The following is a 14,905-nucleotide window of genomic DNA, read 5'->3' on the forward strand; positions in this document are numbered from 1 at the left end:
GGGTGAAGCATGCGGCTTAAGGGCAAGAAAGCGTTGGTCATTGCGGCGGGACAGGGCATCGGGCGGGCCATCGCCGAGGCCTTCCAGAGGGAAGGGGCCGAGGTTCTGGCAGCCACTCTTCACCCCGAGAAGCTGGCCGGGGTGGTCCCCGCTGTGAGGTTGGATGCGCGGGACAAACAGGCCATCTTCTCCCTTGTTCAGGGGCTAGGCCGGTTGGACGTCCTCGTGAACGCTCAGGGCATCGTGCCTGTGGGGGGGATTATGGAGGCCACGGATGAAGACTGGGATAGCGCCTTCCTCCTCAACGCCAAGAGCATGTTCTGGTCCATGCAGGCTGCACTCCCCAAGATGGCCGCCCAGGGGGAGGGAGCGTGATCAACATCGCCTCCGTGGCCGCTTTCAAGATGGTGCCCAAGCGCTTCGTGTATGCGGCCACCAAGGCGGCGGTGGTGGCCATGACCAAGGCGGCCGCCTTGGAGTTTGCCCCTTATGGGGTGCGCGTGAACGCCATTTGCCCGGGCACGGTGGATACGCCCTCCCTCCGGGAACGGGCTGGGGGAGAGGAGGGCCTCCGGGCTTTTGCTGAGCGGCAGCTGCTGAAGCGCCTGGGCCGGCCCGAAGAGATTGCTGCCCTGGCCGTTTACCTGGCCTCGGACGAGGGGGCCTTCGCCACAGGGAGCGCCTTCGTGGTGGATGGGGGAATGAGCCTATGAGGTGGCGGGCGGATTTCCTTATGGCTTGGGCGGAGGCCCTCCTCCGCCATGCAGGGGCGGATCCGCCCTCCGCCCAGGCGGTGGCCTGGGCCTTGGTGGAAGCGGACTTGAGGGGCGTGTCCAGCCACGGCCTCTTGCGCCTGCCCATTTACCTGCGCCGCCTCGAGGCGGGCCTGGTGAACCCGAGCCCCCGTCTTCCCGCGGAGCTCAAAGGCGCCGTGGCCCTCCTGGACGGGGAATACGGCTTTGGCCCCCGGGTGGCCTTGAGGGCGGTGGAGCTTGCCGGCGAGCTCGCCCAGGCCCACGGCCTTGGAGCGGTGGGGGTGCGGCGGAGCACCCACTTCGGCATGGCGGGGCTTTATGCGGAAAAGCTGGCCCAGCGGGGCTTTTTGGCCCTGGTCACCACCAACGCCGAGCCCGACGTGGTGCCCTTTGGGGGCAAGGAGAAGGCCTTGGGCACTAATCCCTTGGCTTTCGCCGCGCCTGCCCCGCAAGGGATCCTGGTGGTGGACCTCGCCACCTCGGAAAGCGCCATGGGGAAGGTCTTTCTGGCCCGGGAGAAGGGGGAGAGGATCCCCCCGAGCTGGGGGGTGGACCGGGAGGGCCGGCCCACGGAGGATCCGGGGAAGGTGTATGCCCTGAGGCCCCTGGGCGGCCCCAAGGGGTACGCCTTGGCCCTTTTGGTGGAGGTGCTCTCCGGGGTGCTCACGGGGGCGGGTGTAACCCATGGCATCGGCCGCATGTACGAGGAGTGGGACCGCCCCCAGGACGTGGGCCACTTCGTTTTGGCCCTAGATCCCGGGGCCTTCGTGGGCAAGGAGGCTTTTTGGGAACGGATGGGGGCACTTTGGCAGGGCGTGAAGGCCACACCCCCTGCTCCAGGCCACGGGGAGGTTTGGCTGCCTGGAGAGCTAGAGGCAAGGGGGCGGGCAGAGGCCTGGAAGGAGGGGGTGGAGCTTCCGGAAAGGCTCGTAGCCGAGCTGAGGGCCCTGGGCGACCGCTACGGCGTTCCCTGGAGGGAGGATGCCTGAGGTGGTGACTGCGGGGGAGCCCCTGGTGGCCCTGGTGCCCCAGGACCTGGGGCGCCTTCGGAGCCAGCGCCTCCTGGAGGCCTACGTGGGCGGTGCCGAGGTGAATGTGGCGGTAGCCCTGGCCCGCCTTGGGGTGAGGGTGGGTTTTGTGGGGCAAGTGGGTGAGGACGAGCTGGGCGCCATGGTGATGGAAAAGCTCAGGGCAGAAGGGGTGGACCTCACCCACTTCCAACGGGTGGCCGGCTTCACGGGGCTATACCTGCGGGAATACCTGCCCTTGGGGAAGGGCCGGGCCTTTTACTACCGGAAGGGCTCGGCGGCAAGCAACCTAGCCCCGGGTGCCTTTGATCCAAGCTACCTCCAGGGGGCCGCCTTCCTCCACCTAAGCGGCATCACGCCCGCCCTGTCCCCTTCCTGCCGGGCCTTTAGCCTGTGGGCCATGGAGGAGGCCAAGAAGAGGGGCGTGCGGGTAAGCCTGGACGTCAACTACCGTCAGGCCCTTTGGTCTCCCCAGGAGGCCCTGGCCTTCCTGGATGAGGCCCTCCCTTTGACGGACCTGGTCTTTTTGAGCGAGGAGGAGGCCCGCCTGCTCTTTGGGGACGAGGAAAGGGCCCTGCAACGCCTAAGAGCCCCGGAGGTGGTCCTCAAGCGGGGGCCCAGGGGGGCGGTGGCCTTGGGGGAGGGCGGTAGGGCAGAGGAGGAGGCCTTCCCGGTAGCGGCGGTGGACCCCGTGGGAGCAGGGGATGCTTTTGCCGCCGGGTACCTGGCGGGGCACCTTTGGGGTTTGCCGGTACGGGAGCGGTTGAGGCTGGGGAACCTCCTCGGGGCCTGCGTGGCGGCCAACCGGGGCGACCACGAGGGTGCCCCCTACCGTGAGGACCTGGAAGTCCTTTGGCAGCAGGGAACGGGCATGGTGCGCTAGGAGGAGACCAGCCATGAGGACGGCGTTGGTGACCGGAGGAAGCCGCGGCATAGGTCGGGCCATTGCCGAGGCCCTTTTGCGTAAGGGGTTTCGCGTGGCCATCGCCAGCCGAAATCCGGAGGAGGCGGCGGAGGCCCTCAAGAGGGAAGGTTTACCCGTCCTGGCCCTGAAAAGCGATTTGGAAGCGGACGATCCAGCGGGGCTGGTGGAGGAGGCCCACCGGGCCCTGGGGGGGCTCCATGCGCTGGTGCACGCCGCGGCGGTCAACGTGCGCAAGCCTGCCTTGGAACTCTCCTACGAGGAGTGGCGGCGCGTCCTTTACCTCCACCTAGACGTGGCCTTTCTCCTTGCCCAGGCGGCGGCACCCCGCATGGCGGAGGCTGGTTGGGGCCGGATCCTCTTTCTCGGCTCCGTGACCACCTTTACCGGAGGTGGTCCGGTGCCCATACCTGCCTACACCACGGCCAAGACCGCCCTTTTGGGCCTCACCCGTGCCCTGGCCAAGGAGTGGGCTCCCCTGGGGATTAGGGTCAACCTCCTCTGCCCGGGGTATGTGGAGACGGAGTTCACCCTCCCCGTGCGGCAGAACCCCGAGCTCTACGGCCCCATCACCGCCCGCATCCCCTTGGGCCGCTGGGCCAAGCCCGAGGAGATCGCCCGGGTAGCCGTGGCCCTCTGTGGGGAAGAGGCGGAGTACCTCACGGGCCAGGCGGTGGTGGTGGACGGAGGCTTTCTCGCCTACTGAGGCTTCCGCGCCACCAGGGTGAGGAGGGTGTAGCTCGCCACCGTTTTGCCCTCCTGGTTCACCACCTCCACCGCCCACTCCACCACCCCGGTCTTCTCGTCCCGGGGGCGCTTGGCCTTCACCGTGAGGCGGGCCTGGAGGGTGTCCCCAATCCCCACGGGCTCGGTGAAGCGGAGGCCCTCGAGGCCGTAGTTGGCGAGGACCGGCCCCGGAGCCGGGTCCACGAAGAGCCCGGCGGCGGCGGCGAGGACGAAGTACCCGTGGGCCACCCGCTTGCCGAAGAGGCTCTTCTGGGCCGCAAGCTCGTCCGTGTGGGCGTAGAAGTGGTCCCAGGAGAGGTGGGCGAAGAGGGCGATGTCCGCCTCGGTCACCGTGCGGCGGTGGGTGACGAGGGTCTCGCCCACGGCGAGCTCCTCGTAGGCCTTGCGGAAGGGGTGGACCTGGGCGGGGATTTCCGCTCCCTTGGCGTATTCCGAGAGGAGGGCCTGGAGGCTAATGGGGTCCCCCTGGAGGGCGAGGCGGGCCAGGTGCCGCTTCACGGAGAGAAGCCCCCCAAGCTCCTCCCCGCCCCCCGCCCGGCCCGGCCCCCCGTGGAGGAGGCGGGGGAGGGGGGAGCCGTGGCCGGTGGAGGCCTTGGCATCCCGGCGGTTGAGGAGGTGGAGCCTCCCCACCTCTCCCGAAAGCCCCAGGAGGTAGAAGCGGGCCTCCTCGGGGTCGGGGGTGGCCAGGGTGGCCACCAGCATCCCCCCGCCCATGCGGGCGAGGCGCAGGGCTTCCTCCTTCGTGCGGTAGGGGAAGAAGGTGGCCACGGGGCCGAAGGGCTCCACCCGGTGGAGGGCCTCCTGCCAAGGGTCCTTGGCCAGGAGGAGGGTAGGGGGGAAGAAGGCCCCGTCCTTGCGGCCCTCGTGCTGCCAGTAGACCTGGGCGCCCGCCTCAAGGAGGGCCGCCACCGCCCCCTCCACCTCCGCCTTCTGGGCCAGGGAGGCCAGGGGGCCCAGGTCCACCCCTTCCTCCCGGGGGTCGCCCAGGCGCAAGGGGGCCAGGCGGGCCCGGGTGGCCTCGAGGAGGGCCTCCAGCCGCCCCTCCGGCACCAGGACCCGGCGGATGGCGGTGCACCGCTGCCCGCTTTTGATGGCGAGCTCTTGGGCGATCTCCTCGGCGAGGCGGACGAGTTCCTCTTCCCCCGCCTCCTCCCCCAGGATGGCGGCGTTTAAGGAGTCCGTCTCGGCGTTGAAGGGGGTCCCTCGCTCCAGGAAGGCGGGGTGGCGCCGCAAGCGGTCCGCCGTGGCCTTGGAGCCTGTGAAGTAGAGGCTATCCCGGTGGTCCAAGGCGTCCAGGGCGTCCCCCAGGCCCCCCGCCACGAACTGGAAGCTCCCCTCGGGGAGGAGGCCCGATTCCAGCATCATCCGGGCCAGGGCCTCGGCCACGTGGGCCGTGGGGGTGGCGGGCTTGGCCAGGGTGGGCACCCCGGCGAGGAAGGCGGGGGCGAACTTCTCCAGGAGCCCCCAGACGGGGAAGTTGAAGGCGTTCACCTGGAGGGTAATCCCTCCCTTGGGCCCAAGGACGTGCCGCCCCTGGAAGGCGGGGTCCTTGGCAAGGGGAAGGTATTCGTCCTCGGGAAGCAGGTTCCCCTCGGGGAGGGTGCGGGCCAGGCTGGCGTAGGTGTAGAGAACCCCAATCCCCCCGTCCACGTCGTACCAGGCGTCCCGCCTCGTACCCCCCGTGGTGGCGTAGAGGCGGTAGAGCACCTCCTTCCTCTCCGAGAGGTACTGGGCGAGGGCCCTTAGCCGCCTTCCCCGCTCCTGGAAGCCCAAGGCCAAAAGGGCCTTCCCCCCCACCTCCCGCCCGTAAAGGATGGCCTCCTTAAGGGGTAGGCCTTCCGCCGTGACCCGGGCGAGCTCCGCGTGGGTGGCGGCGTCCCGGATGGGGATGCCTTCCCCCTCGCCTTCCCGCCATTGGCCTAGAAGGTAGCTCTTTAGCTTCATGCTTACACCGCCTTAAAGGCCTCAAAGACCTCGCCGCAGGAGGCGCACTGGTAGAGCATCTTGCAGAGGGTGGCCCCGAAGGCGTTCCTGAGGACCACCTCCCGGCCGCCGCACCGGGGGCAGGGAGGGTCCTGGTGGGCCAGGGGGAGGGGCAGGGGCGGGGCGATGCCGTAGGCGGCGAGCCTCGCCTTGGCCTCCTCGGTCATGGCCTCCGTGGACCAGGGGGTGCGGGCCTCCTCCACCTCCACCTCCTCCGCCCCCGCCGCCTTCAGGGCCCTCACGATCTCCTCGCGGATCTGCTTTAGGGCCGGGCAGCCCGAGAAGGTGGGGCGGAAGCGCACCTTGACCCGGCTCCCCTCCGCCTCCACCCCCAGGACCATCCCCATCTCCACGATGTTCAGGACGGGGATCTCCGGGTCTTTGACCCCTTTTAGGGCCTCCCAGTAGCGGTCTACCACGCCTTGGCCTCCGGATCCCAGCGGGCCACGGACTGCATCTCGGCGAGCAGGGACCATAGGTACTCCGTGTGCTCCTTGCGGTCTTTGGGGACGTAGCCCCCCTGGGGGGGCTTGAGCCCCGAGCGCTCCAGGTGCCGGGTCACCTCCTCCAGGTAGGCCCCTTCCAGGGCCTTCAGGTCCGGCACCACCCCCGCCTCCACCAGGGCCTCCTCCTCGGGGAGGGGGATGAAGAGCTGTTTGGCGTAGGGGAAGAGGAGCTCCAGGGCCTCCTGGGCGCGGCGGTGGCTTTCCTCGGTGCCCTGGCCCAGGCGTTCCACCCAGAGGACGCTGTGCTTTAGGTGGAAGCGCTCCTCCTTGAGGATGCGGCTTGCCACCTCCCTAAGGGGCTCATAGGCGCTCTTCTCCGCCTCCTTGAGCCACAGGTTCTCGTAGGCGTCAAAGAGGTACTGCCGCACCATGGTGAAGGCCCAGTCCCCCTTGGGGAGCTCCACTAGGATGGCGTTCTGGTACTCCAGGGGGTCGCGGAAGAAGACCAGGCGGTCGGGGTCGGAGCCATCCAGCTCCTGGCGGAGCTCTAGGTACAGCTTGGCGTGGCCCAGCTCGTCCTGGGCCAGGTTGGCGATGGCGATGTCCTCCTCGAGGATGGGCGCATGGGCCACCCACTCGGAAAGGCGCTGGGCCAGGACCACCTCGTCGTCGGCCAAGGCGGTGAGCTTGGCCACCAGGGCCTCTTTGAGGTAAGGGTCAAGGGGCATCCTCCACCTCCTTGGCGGTGATGAGGCCGTAATAGCTCTGCAGGCGGTAGGTCTTCTCCTTGGCAGGGGCGAACCAGCTCTCTATGACCTCCTCCTTGGGCTCCGTGCCCACCACCAGCCCCTCCGGCACCGCCCAAAAGGCCACCCCCTGGGTGTGGAGGAGGGCCTCCTTTATGGCGGAAGCAGGTCCCTTGGCGAGAAAACGGCCCACCAGGTCCCCGTAGACCATGCTCCGGCGGTGGCTCCGCTTGGCGAAGACCCAGTAAGCCTCCTCTCTACCCTCCTCCGCCTCTTCCGCCCAAGGCCCCTTAAGCCCCTCCTGGGTCACGTGGAAGAAGGCTTCCGCAGGGGCCACGAAGAGGGCGTAGGCGGAGGGGCGGCGCACGAAGACGTGCCGGGCGAGGAGCAGGGCGTGCTCGGGGTCCGTGGCGTGCACCGAGCCCACCATCTGGGGGGGCTTTTGGGCGTGTCCTGCTTGATGACCTCGTACCGGGGCCACTCCGTTCCCCACATGGCGCCCTCCTAGTCCGCCGCCTGGGCCAGGCGCCTCCTGGCGTGGGCCTCCATGGCCTCCCGCACCCAGCGCCCCTCCTCGTGGGCCCTTCGCCTTGCCAGGAGGCGGTGCCGGTTCATGGGGCCTTCCCCCTGGATGACCTTCCAGAACTCGTCCCAGGGGATGGGCCCGTGGACCCAGTTCCCCGTCTTCTCGTCGTAGCGGAGGTGGGGGTCTGGGGGCACAAGCCCCGCCTCCAGGAGCTCGGGCACGTGCTCGTTCAGGAACTCCTGACGGATCTGGTCGTTGGTCTTGGTCTTGATGCCCCAGCGGAGGAGGAGGGGGGTGTGGGGGGAGTCGGTGTCGTGGGGGCCGGCCATCATGAGGGTGGGCCACCACCAGCGGTTCAGGGCGTCTTGGACCATCTGCCGTTGCTTCCTAGACCCCTTGGCGTAGAGGAGGACCGCCTCCTTCCCCTGCTTGTGGTGGAAGGTTTCCTCGGCGCAGATGCGCACCATGGCCCGGGAGTAGGGCCCATAGGAGCACTGGGCCAGCATGGTCTGGTTCTTGATGGCCATGCCGTCCACCAGCCAGCCGATGATGCCCACGTCCGCCCAGGTAAGGGTGGGGTAGTTGAAGATGTTGGAGTACTTGGCCCGGCCCGAAAGCAGGGCCTCCACCATCTCCTCCCGCGTCACCCCCAGGGTTTCGGCGGCGTGGTAGAGGTACTGGCCGTGCCCGGCCTCGTCCTGCACCTTGGCCAGGAGGATAAGCTTGCGCCTTAGGGAGGGGGCCCGGGTAATCCAGGCCCCTTCTGGGAGCATGCCCACCCATTCGCTATGGGCGTGCTGGGAGATCATGCGTATGAGTTGGCGGCGGTACTCCGCCGGCATCCAGTCCCCGGGTTCAATCTTCTCCCCCCGGGCGATCCTGGCCTCAAACTCCGCAAGCCTCTCCGGGTAGTCCGGGTCTTCCGGGTAACCGATCCTAAGCTTCACCATCCTCGCCTCCTTCCTCCACGCCGAGGGCCCGGAGCACGAGCCTGGCGTAGGCTTCCGAAAGCTCCTCCAGGGAAAGGGGGCCATCGGGCCGGTACCACTGGTAGGTCCAGTTGAGGGCGGAGAGGACGAAGAGGGTGGCGAGGCGGACGTTTTCCACCCGGAAGACCCCCTTCTCCACCCCTTCCTGGACCACCCCTTGCACCCCCTCCTCGTAGCGGCGCCTTAAGGCCTTGGCCTCCTGGAGGAGGGGTGGGGAGAGGTGCTTCCACTCGTGGAAGAAGACCGTGGCCCGGGGAAGCTCCTCGGCGATCACCCGAAGGTGGCCCCTGACCAAAGCCCGCATGCGCTCCACGGGGCTACCCTCCGGGAGGCCTTGCAGAACGGCAAGGAAGCGCTCCGCCGCCTGCCGCACCACCTCCAGGAGGATTTCCTCCTTGGACTGGATGTGGGCGTAAAGGCTACCCCCTTGCAGGTTCAGGTGGCGGGCCAGTTCCCGCATGCTGGTGGCGTGGTAGCCCCGCTGGCTGAAGAGGGTGCCTGCCACGTGGAGGATCTCGTCCCGGCGCTCCATGGCTAACGGTCGTTTGTTAGTTTCGCACACCCCGGCGGAAGGGACAAGTGTCCTGGCTCACCTTTTCGCCCCCGCTTGACCGCCTGGGGCCGGTGGGGTAGCATGGGTTCCAACCGAATGGTCGGTAAGGAGGTTGGGGATGGCTTGGAAGAAAGTCTTTGTGTGGGCTTTCCTTTCGTCACTCCTCGTGAGCTTTGCCCAGGGAACGGGTCCTTGGCCAAGGCAGCTCCTCTTCGGCTCCACGGAGGTGGGCACGGCGGGCTATTCCCTGCTGGTGGCCTGGTCAGGGGAGTTTTCCGCCGCTACGGGGGTCCAGGTGCGGGTTTCCCCCGGCGCCACGCCTACCATTACGGGGTGGCTATTGGAGCGTCGGGTGGACTTCATCTCCGCGCCGCTCACGGTGCTGGTGGAGTCCTTGGACGGGGAGCCGGGGTACCGCCCCGGGCCCCTGCGGGTGGTTTACCCGGCCATCCTAACCCCCTGGGGTCTCATGACCCGCGGGGATACCCCTTACCGGCGGGTGCAGGACATAGGGCCGGGGGTACGGGTAGCCTGGCCCCCCTTCTCCTACTTCCACCGCATTTTGGATGGCCTCTTTGCCTGCCGGGGGATGAGCCGGGAACAGGCGCGCTTGGTGCCCGTGGCTAACTACAACGCCAATTCTCGGGTGATTGCCGAGGGCGGGGCGGATATAGCCTTCACCTCGCCCGTGTCAGACGTGAACGTGGAGGTGGAGGGGAACCCCAGGGGGATACGCTGGCTCCCCGTGCCCACACCGCAGGAAGACCGTACCTGCCTTCTGCGTTGGCAGCGGGCTTACCCCCTTCTCAAGCTCGTCCGGCCCGCAGACGTAGGGGTTACCTCGGCCCGGGGGGTGCGGACCTTCGTCATCCCTAGCGTCTACTACACCCGGGCCGACGTGGACGAGGCCCTGGTCTACCAGCTCGTGAAGTGGTGGGACGAGAACCATGCCCTCTATGGGGACAAGCATGCCATGGCCCGCTACCAAACCCTGGAGAGCCTGCGCTTCGTGGTGGAAAACCTTTCCGTGCCCCTCCATCCCGGGACCGTGCGCTACCTGAAGGAGAAGGGGCTATGGAATCAGGCGATGGAGGCGAAGCAGATAGCCTCTGTACGCCTTGCGGACCAGTACGCCACCCTTTACGAAAGGGCCTTGGCCCTCGCGCGTTCCCGCCGCATCAGCACCGATCCCGCAAGCGAAGCGTGGCAGCGCTTCTGGCGGGAATTCCTGGCGCAAAACCGCGTGCCCCGCTTCTCCGAGGCTTGGAGGCCCTAGCATGGAGGGCCGGTGGGACAGGCTTCCCGCGTGGGCTCGAGGCTGGGTACGGGCCGCTTCGCTCCTGGGCCTCACCTTAATCCTCTACTACCTCCTGGGTAGCCCCCTCGTGGGCTTTGCCCTCCTGGACTTCAGCTATTACTGGTTGCTTTTGGCCCTCTACCTGCCCGTGGTCTTTCTCCTCTTCCCCGCCCGTCCCCAAGACACCCGGCCCCGGTGGTACGACTACGCCCTCGCCTTGGGCGTGTCGGCGGCAGGAGTCTTCCTCGCCCATCACGGCCCGAGCATGGTCCTTCGGCCTTGGACCAACCCGGAAGCCCCTTGGCAGGTGGCGTTGGCCCTCTTTCTCCTGGGGGTGGTGCTGGAGGGGGCGAGGCGGGTGGGGGGGATGGGTTTCGCCTTGGTGGCCCTGGTCCTTGCCGCTTATCCCTTGCTGGCTCCTTACCTGCCGGGCCTCCTCTGGGGACCTTCCCTCCCATGGCAGGAGGTGTTGGGCTACGCCATCTACTCCACCCAGGGGCTCATGGGCTTGCCGATGCGCACCGTAGGCGAGCTATTGGTGGGTTTCCTCGTCCTGGCTGCCTTCTTGGTGGCCTTGGGGGCAGGACAGGTCTTCCTGGAGGTGGCCTCGGCCCTTTTCGGCTGGGCTCGAGGGGGGGCCGCCAAGGTGAGCGTGGTGGCAAGCGCCTTTTTCGGCAGCCTGAGCGGGAGCATCCTCTCCAATGTGGCGAGTACGGGAAGCCTCACCATCCCCGCCATGATCCGCTCGGGGTTTTCCCGGAGCTACGCCGCAGCGGTAGAGGCCTGCGCCTCCACAGGGGGTGTGCTCATGCCCCCGGTGATGGGGGCCGTGGCCTTCGTTATGGCCAACCTCTTGGGCGTGCCGTATGGCCAGGTGGTGGCCGCCGCCCTCCTGCCCTCCCTGCTCTACTACCTGTCCCTCTTCGCCCACGTGGACCTCTACGCTGCCCGCCACGGGCTTCGGGGCCTGCCGAGGGCCGAACTACCTCCTTTGGGGCCAAGCCTAGGCCGGGGGCTTCCCTTCCTGATGGCCTTGGGCTTTCTGGTCTTCGCCCTTTTGTACCTCCGCTTGGAACGCCTCGCCCCCTTCTACGCCCTGGGCTTTCTCCTCTTGGCCGCGGGCAGAAGGCTGCGCTGGGAAGCCTTGGACCGGGCCCTGGTGGGCGCCGCCTCCCTCATCGGCCAGACCCTGGCCCTCATCCTCCCCGTGGGGCTCATCCTCGCCGGGCTTGTGGGGACGGGGGTGGCCCCGGCCCTCACGGGGGCTCTGGTGCGGATGGGAGCGGAAAACCTCTACCTGGTCCTCTTGGTGGGCGTGGCTATCGCCTTCGTCTTGGGGATGGCGGGGGTGATGGTGGCCGCCTATATCCTCCTCGCCGTGACCCTGGCCCCCGCTCTTGTGCGCATCGGGGAGTTTAACCCCTTGGCGGTTCACCTCTTCATCGCCTACTGGTCCATGCTCTCCGCCATCACCCCCCCTGTGGCCGTGGCCGCCTTTTTGGCTGCCCGCATCGCGGGGGCTTCCCCCATGGGGGCGAGCTTCACCGCGGTCAGGCTAGGGCTTGCCATCTACTTCCTCCCCTTCTTTTTCCTCTTTGAACCTGCCCTAATCCTTCAAGGAAGCCTTTTCTCGGTGGCCTACCATGTGGTCTTTGCGGTCCTGGGGCTCCTCTTTCTGGTGGGGGCCCTGGAAGGGTATTTCTGGGGCTTGGGCCCCCTCCCCCTTTGGGCGAGGGGCGTCTTTGGGGTGGGAGGGATCCTTTGCGCCATCCCGGAAACCCTCACCAGCTTCCTCGCCCTTCCGGGGCTTTTGCTCGTGGCCCTGGCCCTGGGCTTGCGCCGGCGGGTGGGGCAGAGGGGAGGCATGGAAGGATGACCGCACGGGAGAGCGCCCATAGGTGGCTCAAGGAGCGGGGTATCCCTTGGGTTTTCGGCAATCCAGGCTCTACCGAGATTCCCTTTCTCCTGGGCCTGGAGGAGGTGGCCGGTTACGTTCTCGCCCTCCACGAGGGGGTGGCGGTGGCCATGGCCGAGGGGTACGCCCAGGCCAGCGGCCAGGTGGCCGTGGTGAACCTCCATGCAGCGCCGGGCCTGGGAAACGCCATAGGGGCGCTTTATACTGCCCGGAAAAACCGCTCGCCCCTTCTCGTCACCGTGGGCCAGCAGGACCGGCGGCACCTCTTCCGCGACCCTCTCCTCTCCGGACCCCTGGTGGAGATGGCGCACCCCGTTGCCAAGGTTGCCTTCTCCGTGGAACGGGGAGCCGACCTGCCGGAGGCCCTGGAGCGGGCCTACCACCTGGCTCTGACCCCCCCTCGAGGGCCCGTGGTGGTGGCCATTCCCATGGACCTTTGGGAAGAGGAGGCCCCACCTCCTCGGTGCAAAGCCCTCCACCTTCCGGGTATGGCCCAAGGCTTGGAGGCCTTGGCCGAGAGCCTGGACCGGGCTACCCGACCGGCCCTGGTCCTGGGGGGAGGAGCGGACACCCCCTTGGCCCGCCAGGCGGCCTTCCGCCTCGCTGAGGCCTTGGAGGCCCCCGTGTTCTCCGACCCCATAAGCCCGCGCCACCCGTTCCCCACACAACATCCCCTTTACCGGGGGGTACTGCCTCCCGTGGCCCAGCGGATCCGGGGGATCCTCGAGGCCTTTGATGCGGTCCTGGTGGCCGGTGCGCCCTGCTTTCTCCTCTACCCTTACTCCCCGGGCCCCGCGGTGCCCACGGGCACCCGGGTCTTCCTCCTTACCGACGATCCCGAGGAGGCGGCCCGGGCGGAGGCCCAGGAGGTCTACTTGGGCCACGTGGCCCTGGGGCTGGAGTTCCTCTCCCAGCGGGTCCGGCCCCGGGCGGGAGCACCGCCCCAGGGGGTCTTTGCCCCTTTGCCTACCCCCCAAAGCCCCTCGGGCCGCCTCAACCCCCCCTACGCGGCGGCTCGCCTTGCCCAGGCCCTGTCCCCCAGGTTCGTCGTGGACGAGGCCATCTCCCTAAGTGGGGTCTTTCGGCGCCACCTGCGGCAGGAGGGGGGAGGCTACCTACACGGGGCGAGCGGGGGGTTGGGCTTCGCGGCGCCGGCCGCTTTGGGGGCTGCGTTGGCTGGCCAAAGGGCTGCGGCGGTGGTGGGGGAGGGGAGCTTCCTCTTCGCACCCCAGGTCCTCTACACGGCCCGCGAGCTCCGGGCGGATGTGGTGTTCGTGGTCCTGAATAACGGAGGGTACGGCATCCTCAAGGGGTTTGCCCAAAGCCTCTACCCGGGCCAGGCGGAGCGGGTTCCGGGCCTCGCCCTTTCGGGGGTGGATTTCTGCCAGCTAGCCCAGGCCTTCGGCGTTCCCGCAGCCCGGGTGGAGGACCCTGAGGGTCTGGAGGCGGCCTTGGCTTCGCTTCCCTCTGGGCCCTTCCTCCTGGAGGTGGTGGTGGACCCCACGCCCCACCCCGCCTTCTAAAGGGTCAAAGGCCTAGGTACGTCCTCTGGAATGACGGGTCTTCCAGGAGGGCCTTGGCCTCCCCCTGGCGGACCAGGCGGCCGTTGGAGAGCACGTAGGCTCGGTCTGCCAGGGCAAGGGCCTGGGCCGCCTCCTGCTCCACCAGAAGCACCGTTACGCCCTCCTTTCGCACCCGGGCTACCTGCTCTAGGACCAGGGCCCGCACCTTGGGGGCAAGCCCGGTGGAGGGTTCGTCAATGGCGAGCAGTCTGGGCTTACCCATGAGCGCCCGGCCCAGGGCGAGCATCTGCTGTTCCCCCCCGGAGAGGTCCCCCGCCCGCTGCCGCCTGCGCTCCGCGAGCCTAGGGAAAAGGCTGTAGACGTATTCCAGGCACGGCCGCACCTCGGCCTTGGGCAGAAGAAGCCCCCCCGCCAGGAGGTTTTCCTCCACGGATAGCTCCCGGAAAGGCCGCCGCCGTTCGGGGCAGAGGACCAGGCCAAACCGGGCGATCTCGTGGGGGAAGAGGCCATCAATGCGCCGACCTTGGAAGAGGACCTTGCCTTGGAGCTTGATTTCCCCGGCCCGGGTGCCCCGGTGGAGCCAGGCCTCGAGGCGGGTTAGCCCGGAGATGGCCCTGAGCAGGCTGGTCTTGCCTGCACCGTTGGGCCCCACCAGGCAGACGAGCTCCCCCTGCCGCACCTCTAGGTCCACCCCGAAGAGGATCTGGGCCTTGCCGTAGAGCAAGGAGAGCCCCCGCACCTCAAGCATGGGGCACCTCCCCCAGGTAGGCCTCAATGACCCTGGGGTCCTGGACCACCTGGCTTGGGGTGCCCTCGGCCAGGACCTCGCCGAAGTTCAAGACCACCACCCGGTCGGCGATTTTGAAGAGCTCGGAGAGCTTGTGCTCAATGATGACCATGGCGCACCCCTCGCTGTGAAGCCGGCCAAACCGCCCTCCCTTGCGCAAGCGGGCCAAGGATTTGGCCAAAAGCTCCGTTTCCACAGGGGTAAGGCCGGCAAAGGGCTCGTCCAGGATCAAAAGCTCAGGCTCCGTGGCCAAAGCCCGGGCGATTTCCAGGCGCTTCAGCTCCCCTTGCGAGAGGACGGAGGCGGGCTCCTTTGCCTTGTCGGCGATGCCCACAAACTCCAGGGCGTCCAGGGCGCGGGCCTCCGCTCGCTTCACCCAGTCCCCCTTACGCCCTCCCCGGGGTCCGTAGGCTGCCACCAGCACGTTGGCCAGGACCGGAAGCCGCCTCAAAGGCCTGGGGTTCTGGAAGGTGGCGGCAAGCCCCAGGCGCACCCGCTCCCATGTGGGCAAGGGGGTGATGTCCCTCCCCTTGAAGAAGACCCGCCCCCCGTCGGGCCGGTGGATGCCGAGGAGGACCCGCAGGAGGGTGGTCTTGCCAGCCCCGTTGGGGCCAATGAGCCCCAGGATCTCCCGCTCGCCCACCCGGAGGTCCACGCTGTTTAGGGCCAGGAGCCCCCCGAACCGCTT

At 68.1% G+C, this 14,905-nt stretch carries 13 protein-coding genes and 3 pseudogenes; 7 read left to right on the forward strand and 9 right to left on the reverse strand.

The window, feature by feature from the left end:
- Positions 1–9: 9 nt before the first annotated feature.
- The 4 genes and pseudogenes from A0O31_RS00235 to A0O31_RS00250 all read left to right on the forward strand — a co-directional run bounded on the left by A0O31_RS00235 (position 10) and on the right by A0O31_RS00250 (position 3,411).
- Positions 10–713: pseudogene (locus A0O31_RS00235) on the forward strand (SDR family oxidoreductase).
- On the forward strand, positions 710–1,744 hold the full coding sequence (locus A0O31_RS00240; protein ID WP_071676181.1) for an Ldh family oxidoreductase: 1,035 nt from the start codon (positions 710–712) through the stop codon (positions 1,742–1,744). The pseudogene A0O31_RS00235 and the gene A0O31_RS00240 overlap by 4 nt, the downstream one beginning before the upstream one ends.
- Complete coding sequence (locus A0O31_RS00245; RefSeq protein WP_071676182.1) at positions 1,737–2,666, forward strand: sugar kinase; 930 nt, start codon at positions 1,737–1,739, stop codon at positions 2,664–2,666. Before A0O31_RS00240 ends, A0O31_RS00245 begins: the two co-directional genes overlap by 8 nt.
- 13 nt (positions 2,667–2,679) lie before the next feature.
- On the forward strand, positions 2,680–3,411 hold the full coding sequence (locus A0O31_RS00250; protein WP_071676183.1) for an SDR family NAD(P)-dependent oxidoreductase: 732 nt from the start codon (positions 2,680–2,682) through the stop codon (positions 3,409–3,411).
- Here the strand turns inward: A0O31_RS00250 and paaZ are convergent.
- The 6 genes and pseudogenes from paaZ to A0O31_RS00280 all read right to left on the reverse strand — a co-directional run bounded on the left by paaZ (position 3,405) and on the right by A0O31_RS00280 (position 8,674).
- Positions 3,405–5,396: a phenylacetic acid degradation bifunctional protein PaaZ gene (paaZ, locus tag A0O31_RS00255; protein ID WP_071676184.1), complete on the reverse strand. Its 1,992-nt coding sequence runs from the start codon at positions 5,394–5,396 to the stop codon at positions 3,405–3,407. The genes A0O31_RS00250 and paaZ overlap by 7 nt on opposite strands.
- 2 nt (positions 5,397–5,398) lie before the next feature.
- Positions 5,399–5,854, reverse strand: coding sequence for a 1,2-phenylacetyl-CoA epoxidase subunit PaaD (gene paaD, locus A0O31_RS00260; protein ID WP_071676185.1), 456 nt, complete (start codon positions 5,852–5,854; stop codon positions 5,399–5,401).
- Positions 5,848–6,609 carry a 1,2-phenylacetyl-CoA epoxidase subunit PaaC gene (gene paaC, locus A0O31_RS00265; RefSeq protein ID WP_071676186.1) on the reverse strand — a complete coding sequence of 254 codons (762 nt, stop codon included), beginning with the start codon at positions 6,607–6,609 and terminating at the stop codon, positions 5,848–5,850. Before paaC ends, paaD begins: the two co-directional genes overlap by 7 nt.
- Positions 6,599–7,122: pseudogene (locus A0O31_RS00270) on the reverse strand (phenylacetic acid degradation protein). The gene paaC and the pseudogene A0O31_RS00270 overlap by 11 nt, the downstream one beginning before the upstream one ends.
- A 9-nt stretch (positions 7,123–7,131) precedes the next feature.
- A complete protein-coding gene (gene paaA / locus A0O31_RS00275) occupies positions 7,132–8,103 on the reverse strand; it encodes a 1,2-phenylacetyl-CoA epoxidase subunit PaaA (RefSeq protein ID WP_071676187.1) in 972 nt (323 codons plus the stop codon).
- Positions 8,090–8,674, reverse strand: coding sequence for a TetR/AcrR family transcriptional regulator (locus A0O31_RS00280; protein WP_071676188.1), 585 nt, complete (start codon positions 8,672–8,674; stop codon positions 8,090–8,092). The genes paaA and A0O31_RS00280 overlap by 14 nt, the downstream gene beginning before the upstream one ends.
- Before the next feature lie 187 nt (positions 8,675–8,861).
- Between A0O31_RS00280 and A0O31_RS00285 the strand changes: the two genes are divergently transcribed.
- The 3 genes from A0O31_RS00285 to A0O31_RS13480 are packed head-to-tail and all read left to right on the forward strand — an operon-like array spanning position 8,862 to position 13,430.
- Positions 8,862–9,971 carry a TAXI family TRAP transporter solute-binding subunit gene (locus tag A0O31_RS00285; protein WP_038050635.1) on the forward strand — a complete coding sequence of 370 codons (1,110 nt, stop codon included), beginning with the start codon at positions 8,862–8,864 and terminating at the stop codon, positions 9,969–9,971.
- Between the two features lies 1 nt (position 9,972).
- Positions 9,973–11,868, forward strand: coding sequence for a TRAP transporter permease (locus tag A0O31_RS00290; protein ID WP_038050608.1), 1,896 nt, complete (start codon positions 9,973–9,975; stop codon positions 11,866–11,868).
- A complete protein-coding gene (locus A0O31_RS13480; RefSeq protein ID WP_038050607.1) occupies positions 11,865–13,430 on the forward strand; it encodes a thiamine pyrophosphate-binding protein in 1,566 nt (521 codons plus the stop codon). Before A0O31_RS00290 ends, A0O31_RS13480 begins: the two co-directional genes overlap by 4 nt.
- 4 nt (positions 13,431–13,434) lie before the next feature.
- On the opposite strand, the gene A0O31_RS00300 is transcribed toward A0O31_RS13480, so the two are convergent.
- The 3 genes and pseudogenes from A0O31_RS00300 to A0O31_RS13600 all read right to left on the reverse strand — a co-directional run.
- Positions 13,435–14,178 (reverse strand): ABC transporter ATP-binding protein, encoded by a 744-nt coding sequence (locus A0O31_RS00300; RefSeq protein ID WP_028492846.1) that lies wholly within the window; start codon positions 14,176–14,178, stop codon positions 13,435–13,437.
- Positions 14,171–14,329: an ABC transporter ATP-binding protein C-terminal domain-containing protein gene (locus A0O31_RS13595; protein ID WP_418954026.1), complete on the reverse strand. Its 159-nt coding sequence runs from the start codon at positions 14,327–14,329 to the stop codon at positions 14,171–14,173. The genes A0O31_RS00300 and A0O31_RS13595 overlap by 8 nt, the downstream gene beginning before the upstream one ends.
- Positions 14,330–14,437: 108 nt before the next feature.
- Positions 14,438–14,902, reverse strand: a pseudogene (locus tag A0O31_RS13600) (ABC transporter ATP-binding protein); the annotation flags it as partial.
- Positions 14,903–14,905 lie beyond the last annotated feature (3 nt).

The sequence above is a fragment of the Thermus brockianus genome, assembly GCF_001880325.1.
Taxonomy (GTDB): Bacteria; Deinococcota; Deinococci; order Deinococcales; family Thermaceae; genus Thermus; species Thermus brockianus.